Origin of the sequence: Flavihumibacter solisilvae, from assembly GCF_000814475.1 — a bacterium.
Taxonomy (GTDB): Bacteria; Bacteroidota; Bacteroidia; order Chitinophagales; family Chitinophagaceae; genus Flavihumibacter; species Flavihumibacter solisilvae.
Map to the genome: position 1 here is coordinate 1 of NZ_JSVC01000031.1, position 9733 is coordinate 9733.

General features: G+C 45.7%; 5 protein-coding genes. 4 read left to right on the forward strand and 1 reads right to left on the reverse strand.

Annotated features, from left to right (window positions below; translation table 11 throughout):
• The coding region (locus tag OI18_RS21350) for a hypothetical protein (protein WP_039143856.1) at positions 1 to 1136 on the reverse strand (1136 nt) is incomplete at its 3' end.
• A 522-nt stretch (positions 1137 to 1658) separates the two neighbouring features.
• Here OI18_RS21350 and OI18_RS21355 point away from each other — a divergent pair.
• The 4 genes from OI18_RS21355 to zwf form a co-directional block, all read left to right on the forward strand.
• Complete coding sequence (locus tag OI18_RS21355) at positions 1659 to 6701, forward strand: T9SS type A sorting domain-containing protein (RefSeq protein WP_152616914.1); 5043 nt, start codon at positions 1659 to 1661, stop codon at positions 6699 to 6701.
• 156 nt (positions 6702 to 6857) lie between these two features.
• Positions 6858 to 7436, forward strand: a complete 579-nt coding sequence (locus OI18_RS21360; protein WP_039143861.1) for a YdeI/OmpD-associated family protein — start codon at positions 6858 to 6860, stop codon at positions 7434 to 7436.
• Between the two features lie 11 nt (positions 7437 to 7447).
• Positions 7448 to 8008 (forward strand): DUF4256 domain-containing protein, encoded by a 561-nt coding sequence (locus OI18_RS21365; protein ID WP_039143859.1) that lies wholly within the window; start codon positions 7448 to 7450, stop codon positions 8006 to 8008.
• 223 nt (positions 8009 to 8231) lie between these two features.
• Positions 8232 to 9733: glucose-6-phosphate dehydrogenase (zwf, locus tag OI18_RS21370; protein WP_052273467.1), on the forward strand; the 1502-nt coding region annotated here is incomplete at its 3' end.

The following is a 9733-nucleotide window of genomic DNA, read 5'->3' on the forward strand; positions in this document are numbered from 1 at the left end:
CAATAGGTAAATGTCAATCCACTTGTTGATCCGCCGGTGATAGAAACATTAGTCAGGTTAACGGTACCTGGAGAACAAACTGCCGCCGGGTTGCTGATCACAACAGTTGGCAAAGGGGCCACAATTAGTGTAGCGACAGCTGTTGCTACATTACAGGATGTAATGTTGTTTGTTGCCAAAACCCTGTATACATAGGTGCCTGCATTGACTGTTGATGGCGTGAACCCCTGCGCATCCTCACCAGGGATATTTGTCCAGGTAACTCCACCATCAGAACTTGATTGCCACTGGTAGACAAATGATCCGGATCCACCGGAGGCATTGGCTGATAAAGTAGTCGATTCATTCTGGCAGACGGCAAGCGTTCCTGAAATGGAAACCGATGGACTGGCAACAATGGAAATCGTTTTCGAACCTGTGGCTATAGATTTGCAAGCGTCAGTAACAATGCTGCGATAGCTATACGTACCGGTCGCGTTAAGACTGGACGGATCATAAGTCGCAGAAGTTGCGCCGGGTATATCATTCCAACTCGCACCATTATCATTACTTAATTGCCACTGGTATGTATAAGCGCCCGAGCCTCCGGTAGTCCCCGTAATGCTTAATGGGGCAGGATCGTAATTGGAACATTCAGTTTCCGGGCTGGTATCAAAACTACCGGCGTCTGTGAACTCAGTGTACACCGCCACGCTGCGAGAACAGGTTTCTGTATTTCCGCAGGGATCTGTAATTGTCCAGGTAATTGTTGTAACACCAGGACCAAACACGGCATTATCTAATGAAGTACCGCTTGCAGGCTGAACATTACCACTGGACGTATAAGTAACAGTCGGTGTACCTGGTGTTCCGCAGCCGGGATCATTCAAGCCATTCGCATCAAGAGAAGTGCCGGTGTGAGTATACGACGACGAATTAGTGAGACATATAACCAGGTCAGAGGGACAGTTAAGTAAAGGTGCCGACTTCTGTGAAGTATAACCTGCAACTGATTTGTTCGATTGCGCCGACAGCCGGAATGGGAAAAGAAAACAAATGGTTATAAAAAATAATAATATACCTGCCCGGTAAAAACAGTGTTCGTGCTTTTGCCGGATTGCGGTCAGAGCAGCAATATTTTCATGGCGACGGTACATCTCTTTATAAACCCTAAGGGCTTATAAATATTTATAGGGTAAAAAATCAATAAGTGTCGGATAAGGAAGTAGTACAGGCGGAAGCGTTAAGGCCTGTCAGCCATTGGAATAACGAAGAGGTACAGGGCAAAACTGTCCCCGTAACTTTTTACCGGATAACACTAGTCTAATAAATGTAATGTGTAAGTGCAGGTGATTGAGCCTGGCAGTCAGAAGGTAAGCGTTCATTTAAGTCGATTTAGCAGTTAATGAAATCGGCTTTAACGTAGGTGGATTCAGGGTTTGCTGTCAATTAGAACATGGAGATTCAGCTAAAGTAATAAAATTCCCGAGTTATCAAAAGATTGAGGAAATAAAATAAATACCCTGAAAGATTTGAAAAAGTAAAAAAAGTGATTACATTAGATTTGATCGCCCCTCTAAAAGAGTTTCACCCCCAATTATCCTTTCTATTATCTCTATGCACGCAGATCTCCCGATTCTGTCTTGCAGAACCAACTCTATCACAGAAAAAAACTGCTTGTGAAACAAATTTTTACGCGCCTGACCCTGGCCCTCACCGTTACCCTGCTTGCCACGTTAACGTGCTATTCCCAAACTGCAACCATTACTACCGACCTGGCTGATTATCCACCGGGGTCAACCGTCCAGATCTCCGGCTCCGGCTGGTTTCCGGGTGAGACTGTCAGACTCCAGGTAACGCATTACATGGGTTTTGGAGATAATACCCGCCAGCATCACCAACCTTATAGTACGGTCGCAGATGCTGATGGAAATGTTCATTCCACCTGGTACATCCCCGCAGATGAAGATGAGATCGGGGCAACACTGTTACTAACCGCTGACGGTATCTCCTCCGGCTTACATGCGGAAGTGATATTCACCGATGCAATCAACTTCGATAATGAAAGTCTTACGGCACAGTTAAACACCACATCCTTCGGAAGTCCTGTAACGGCAGACTTTGCATACACTTTCAAAGTAACTGGTGCTGGTAATTCCTCAATTGCATATGCGATCATTTGCACCGGGCTCCCATCAGGGGTAACATACACTCCTCTTACCATCAATTTTACCGGCAACGGAACTTACACAGTACCTATAAAATTCAGTACCGGAGCAGCAACAACGGGATCGCAGATCACTATATATGCGAGCGCAGGTTCAATTAACAGTGTTGCTAAAACGTCAACTTTGATTATTGGTAAAGCGACCCCGGTAGTAACTGCGATTGGCGGAACATCTGCTTATAACGGTTCGCCTCAAACGGGAAGCGGGAGTGCCACAGGTATATCCAGCGAATCCCTCTCCCCTGTTCAGCTAATGTATAACGGTACGGGATCTACTACTTATGGCCCTGTTACAACGGCGCCAACCAATGCAGGAACATACACTGTTACTGCATCTTTCGCCGGAAATACAAATTACTTTGGCGCAACCAGCAACGCCATTGCCCTTACGATTTCAAAGGCAGCTGCAAATATTGTCATCAATCCATACAGTAATATATATGACGGAAATGCACACACTGCTTCAGGAACTGCATCTGGTGTTGGCGGAGTAGACTTAAGCAGTGGGTTGAGCTTTACTACCAGTTACTCCAATGTGCCAGGCGGAACTACAGCCTGGTCTTTTAATGGTGGCACCAACTATAATAATGCCACCGGAACGACCGACGTAACAATTTCGAAGGCCGATGCAAATGTTGTAATCACTCCATACACCGGAGTTTATAATGGCAATGCTCACACGGCTTCCGGAACTGCGACTGGTGTAGGCAGTGCTGATCTCAGCAGTGGGCTGAGTTTTGAAACCAGCTATACAAATGCTCCAGGTGGAGCTACTAATTGGACATTCGACGGTGGCACTAACTATAATAATCAAACAGGCGCAACCAGTGTAACTATAAACAAAGCAACTGCAAATATTTCCATCGCTCCGTATACCGGAGTTTATGATGGCAATGCTCACACAGCTTCCGGTTCAGCAACAGGAGTTGGTGGTGTAGATCTGAGCAGCGGATTAAGCTTTGCCAGCAGCTACACCAATGTACCAGGTGGTTCTACAAACTGGAGCTTCGACGGCGGTACTAACTACAACAATGAATCTGGTACCTCCAACGTCACAATCAATAAAGCCACTGCAAACATTTCCATCACTCCATACACCGGAGTTTATGATGGCAATGCTCACACAGCTTCAGGATCAGCAACAGGTGTTGGAGGGGTAGACTTAAGCAACGGACTGAGCTTTGCTACCAGCTACACCAATGTCCCCGGCGGCTCTACAAACTGGTCTTTCGATGGTGGTACTAACTACAACAATGAGTCCGGTACCTCTAACGTCGCAATCAATAAAGCCACGGCGAACATTTCCATCACTCCATATACCGGAATTTATGATGGTAATGCCCACACAGCTTCCGGTTCAGCAACAGGTGTTGGCGGCGTAGACTTAAGCAGCGGACTGAGCTTCGCTACCAGCTACACCAATGTGCCAGGCGGCTCTACAAACTGGAGCTTCGACGGCGGTACTAACTACAATAATGAGTCTGGCACATCCGATATCACAATCAATAAAGCCACTGCAAACATTTCCATCACTCCATATACCGGAATTTACGATGGCAATGCGCACACAGCATCCGGTTCAGCAACAGGTGTTGGCGGCGTAGATCTCAGCAGCGGACTGAGCTTCGCAACCAGCTACACCAACGTACCTGGCGGTTCTACAAACTGGAGCTTCGACGGTGGCACTAACTACAATAATGAGTCTGGTACATCCGATATCACAATCAATAAAGCCACTGCAAACATTTCCATCACTCCATATATCGGAATATACGATGGCAATGCGCACACAGCTTCCGGATCTGCAACAGGTGTGGGAGGTATAGACCTGAGCAGCGGACTGAGCTTTGCTTCCAGCTACACCAATGTACCAGGTGGCTCTACAAACTGGTCTTTCGATGGTGGCACTAACTACAACAATGAATCTGGTACATCCAACGTCACAATCAATAAAGCCACTGCAAACATTTCCATCACTCCATACACCGGAGTTTACGATGGCAATGCGCACACAGCTTCCGGTTCAGCAACAGGAGTTGGTGGTGTAGATCTCAGCAGCGGACTGAGCTTTGCTACCAGCTACACCAACGTACCTGGCGGTTCTACAAACTGGAGCTTCGATGGCGGCACCAACTACAATAATGAGTCCGGTACATCTGATATCACAATCAATAAAGCCACTGCAAACATTTCCATCACTCCATATACCGGAGTTTATGATGGCAATGCGCACACAGCTTCCGGCTCAGCAACAGGTGTTGGCGGCGTAGACTTAAGCAGCGGATTAAGCTTCGCAACCAGCTACACCAACGTACCTGGCGGTTCTACAAACTGGAGCTTCGATGGCGGCACCAACTACAATAATGAGTCTGGCACATCCGATATCACAATCAATAAAGCCACTGCAAACATTTCCATCACTCCATATACCGGAATTTACGATGGCAATGCGCACACAGCATCCGGTTCAGCAACAGGTGTTGGCGGCGTAGACTTAAGCAGCGGATTAAGCTTTGCTACCAGCTACACGAATGTACCCGGTGGCTCTACAAACTGGTCTTTCGATGGTGGTGCTAACTACAACAATGAATCTGGTACATCCAACGTCACAATCAATAAAGCCACTGCAAACATCACCATCACTCCATACACCGGAGTTTACGATGGCAATGCGCACACAGCTTCCGGTTCAGCAACAGGAGTTGGTGGTGTAGATCTCAGCAGCGGACTGAGCTTTGCTACCAGCTACACCAATGTCCCCGGCGGTTCTACAAACTGGTCTTTCGACGGCGGCACCAATTACAATAATGAGAATGGCTCGACCACGGTTACAATTAATAAGGCCACAGCAATCATTACCATCACCCCTTATAGCGGTACATATAATGGTCTCGCACACACCGCATATGGAACTGCGACAGGTGTTGGTGGCGCAGACTTAAGCAGCGATCTGAGCTTCGCTACCAGCTACACCAATGTCCCCGGTGGTTCTACAAACTGGTCCTTTGACGGAGGCACCAATTACAATAATGAAAATGGCTCGACCACAGTTACAATCAATAAGGCAACGCTTAATATAATCGCCTACAACAAAACAAGGCAATACAGCGACCTGGATCCTGAAATGACCGGCTATTACACCGGCGCGCAAAACAATGAAACGTTCACCATGAATTATTCGTGCCCTGCTACTGCGACCTCAGCCCCAGGCAACTATACAATTACTCCTGGAGTGACCGGATCAACCTTAAGCAACTATAATGTTGTTAAGACCAATGGCACACTAATAATAACTAAAGAAGACGCCTGCGCTGACTACACGGGCACACTCTTCGCAAATACCAGCAGCCCAACCGGCGGAACCGCGACAGTCCGGTTAAGCTTAGTGCTGACAGAAGACACTGATGGCAATTCAGGCGACGTACGTAACGCAACGATAACATTTACAGTTGGTGGCGATTTCACTGCAGGCACATACACGGCCAGCCTTGACCCTTCCTCTACCAGTACACGCGCCGTTTTCTATAAAGATATCCCGGTTGCACTCTCAAGCTCACAGCTATCAAAAGTTGGTGATGTCAGCTGGAAGATCGGCGGATATTTCACAGGTGAAAACTGCAACGACAATCTCACCGAAGTAACTGTTTCAGCGCCAACATCTGACTTTATCACCGGCGGAGGATACGTAATAAGTGATGACAATGCATATGGAAAGTATAAAGGAGATCCGGGAAGGAAGACCAATTTCGGATTCAGTGTTAAATGGAATAAATCGTTCACGAACATCCAAAGTGGCGGCATCAATTCAATTATCCGGAAGGGAAATCACATTTACAAGATCAAAGGCAATAAGGTCACCTCATTGACCATTACACCGGCAAGTGGAACTACCCCTGCAACTGCTACATTTACATGCAACGCAGTTCTCAGCGATATCGTAAATGATGTGGTGATCGCCACAGAAGGTAACTGCACTGCAATTATTGAGGTCACAGATGTGTGCGAACCGGGATCAGGTGCACGCACAAGTTCCGACCAGATAGCGATCACAGTTAAGGATAAGAATGGAGTTGTCATCTACTCTAACAATTGGGATGCAGGCACACGGAAAACGATCAAACAAGAACTTTCCGGCGGCAATATCCAGATCCATAGCAATGGAAAAACAACTACCGCACCGGTTTGCAAGACCATAACAACCATGGCAGCAGTTCAGTCGGCAGCTGTTCCCAGCCAGCAAACCGAGCTTCCATTTAATGTAAGAATCGGACCAAATCCAAGTCCACTCGGCCAGGACTTCACACTTTATATCCAGGGAAGCTCGACAGAGAAGATCAAGGTTTGGGTTGTTGACATGACAGGCAAACCTGTTTACCAGGCTTCCGGTACTGTGGGCAACAACTTCCGTTTCGGTTCAAACTTCACTTCCGGAGTTTACGTTGTGCAGGTGTCTGACGGCTCACAAGTCAGGACATTAAAAGTGGTTAAACAATAATACACGTTGAGGCTTTGCTCGGGTGGCACCCATTTGGGTGCCACTTTTTTTATCCTGTCTCCCCTATTACGAATATGCGCAATGGCAGTTTTCGTATCTTTAAACCTTGCTTATAGTCTGATTCGCATTATTCTGTGTATTAAACCAATTAATAAAATGAATCCCAAGGTTGATTTCTTTTTCGACAAAGCTGAAAACTGGCAGAAAGAATTTACGCTGCTGAGGACAATCATTCTTGATTGCGGATTGACTGAAGAATTGAAGTGGGGTACTCCGTGTTATACTTACCAGGGCAATAACATTGTGTTGATCCATGGATTTAAAGAATATTGTGCAATCCTGTTGTTCAAGGGCGCATTATTGAATGATACCAACGGCATCCTGATTCAGCAATCCGAAAATGTTCAGTCTGCACGCCAGGTCCGCTTCACAAATTCCCGCGAAATAGTGAAACTTGAACCGGTGCTGAAAGCATACATCTACGAAGCAATTGAAGTAGAAAAAGCAGGTTTGAAGGTTATCCTGAAAAAGACCAGGGAATATTCCGTTCCTGAAGAATTTCAAACTAAACTTAACAGCAATCCTCCCCTGAAAGCTGCTTTTGAAGCACTGACGCCTGGACGCCAAAGAGGATACCTCCTGTTCTTTTCTGCTCCCAAACAATCGAAGACCCGCGAGTCAAGGGTTGAAAAATATGTGCAACAGATCATGGATGGCAAAGGATTAAACGATTAAAAGTTTCAATTATGGCCGGAAATAAATTGTCTGCCACAGAAAAAGATGAATTGCTCAACGCGCTGAAAATCCGCTTTAGCAAAAACATGAATCGACACAAAGGTCTTGAATGGACTGAGGTGCAGTCAAGGCTTTCAAAGAGTAGTGAAAAGTTATGGTCGTTAAATGAAATGGAACGCACAGGCGGTGAACCGGACGTTGTCGGTTATGATAAAAAAACCGGAGAGTTTATTTTTTACGATTGCTCGCCGGAAACGCCAAAAGGTCGCAGAAGTATCTGCTACGATCGCACAGCCCTCGACGCAAGAAAGGAAAATAAACCTGCAGACAGTGCGCTTGATATGGCCGCTGCCATTGGCATTGAAATCCTGACGGAAGACCAATACCGCGAGCTGCAACAACATGGAAATTTTGACCTGAAAACCTCGAGCTGGATTGAAACACCATCCCATATCAGGAAACTCGGTGGCGCCCTTTTCTGTGATCGCCGGTACGATACAGTTTTTGTATATCATAACGGTGCCGACTCTTACTATGCCGCAAGGGGGTTCCGTGGGTCACTAAGGGTTTGATCTTTTTTCACCTCTGGCAGAAAGCAAGACCAAAGCCACCTCCTTCGACGCTCAGGGAAATGAAAGAAACATGGATTTCACAAGGTTGAATTTCCAGTTTTGTTTTTGGTGATTACATGCAAGGCCCGGTTATACAGCGTATTGCTCCTTAAACAGGCGGGCTGGTTTCCTGATATTCGTACCTTCCGATACAACATTATTACAGGCTTTTAAAATCGTCTGCATGAACCAGAAGAAAATTCAAACTCCTGCATTGATCACCATATTTGGTGCAAAAGGAGATCTTACCAGGCGTAAGTTGATTCCCGCTTTATACAACTTATTTATCGACAACCATCTGCCTCCCATATTCGCGGTTTATTGTATTGACTTCCTGGAAACTGATGAGGCAGTCTTTAAGGAGGAATTGCTGGCTGGCGTTAATGAATTCAGCCGCAATGGCCTGGCGAAAGAAAATGAATGGAAGGAATTTGCTGCAAAGCTTTTTTATATCCAGGGTGACTTCCAGGACGCTGGAACTTTTCTAAGCCTGAAAAACATTGCGAACAGCTTTGACAAACACAACGGCGGGAGGAGTACACGAATATTCTATTTTGCCACAGCCCCCCGTTTTATTGAAATAATTGCCGAAGGATTGTACAAAAACAAAATTTGTAGTCGGGTATCACTGGACCGCATTGTAATAGAAAAGCCTTTCGGTACTGATTTGGCTTCTGCTAAAAAATTAAACCTTTTCCTGAGTAAACGATTTGCAGAAAAACAGGTGTATCGCATAGATCATTACCTTGGTAAAGAAACTGTACAGAACATAATGGCCTTTCGTTTTGCCAACTATGTTTTTGAACCATTGTGGAACAACCAATACATCGACCATATTCAAATCAGTGTTGCTGAACAGGTAAGTGTAGGCAAGCGGGGTGGCTATTACGATAGCAGCGGAGCCTTAAGGGATATGGTACAGAATCACTTGTTGCAATTATTATGCATTGTTGCTATGGATTGCCCTGGGGCATATCAAGCAGAATTGATAAGGGATGCCAAAACCAAAGTATTGAATTCCGTAAGGTGTTATACAGACAAGGAAATATTCAAAAATGTGGTTCGTGCCCAATATGTTGCAGGAACCATAAATGGCAAACCGGTTCCCGGTTACAGAGAGGAAGAAAAAGTATCACCCGGCTCTGGCACAGAAACAATGGTTGCTGCCAAATTTTTCATTGATAACAAGCGTTGGCGGGGTGTTCCATTCTTCCTGACTACCGGCAAATCCATGACCAGGCAGGTATCTGTTATAGTGGTGCAGTTTAAAGATTCTCCGAATAAAATATTCAAGAATGATATTGTACCCAACCGGTTAACTATAAGCATACAACCGGAACTGGAGATCAGTTTGCTTTTTGAAACCAAAGTGCCGGGCATGAAAATGAAACTCCAGGCGGTTGATATGGATTTTATGTACCAGGATGCATATAGTGAATCATTACCCGAAGCATATGAGGCTTTACTGATGGATATATTGGAAGGAGATCCTACCCTATTTATGCGGGCTGACCAGGTAGAAGCTGCATGGAAAGTAGTAATGCCTATTTTAAAAACATGGGAAAAATATCCCCTCAAACAATTGCATTTTTATCCAGCGGGCTCCTGGGGACCTGAAGCCGCTTTGAAGTTAATAAAGCCCTATGCGGATAAATGGTTTCAGTTACCGAGGATAGAACGAATGAG

Coding starts and splice junctions, on each gene's coding strand:
- OI18_RS21360 (WP_039143861.1), top strand. CDS start 6,858: ATGAATCCCAAGGTTGATTTCTTTTTCGACAAAGCTGAAAACTGGCAG.
- OI18_RS21365 (WP_039143859.1), top strand. CDS start 7,448: ATGGCCGGAAATAAATTGTCTGCCACAGAAAAAGATGAATTGCTCAAC.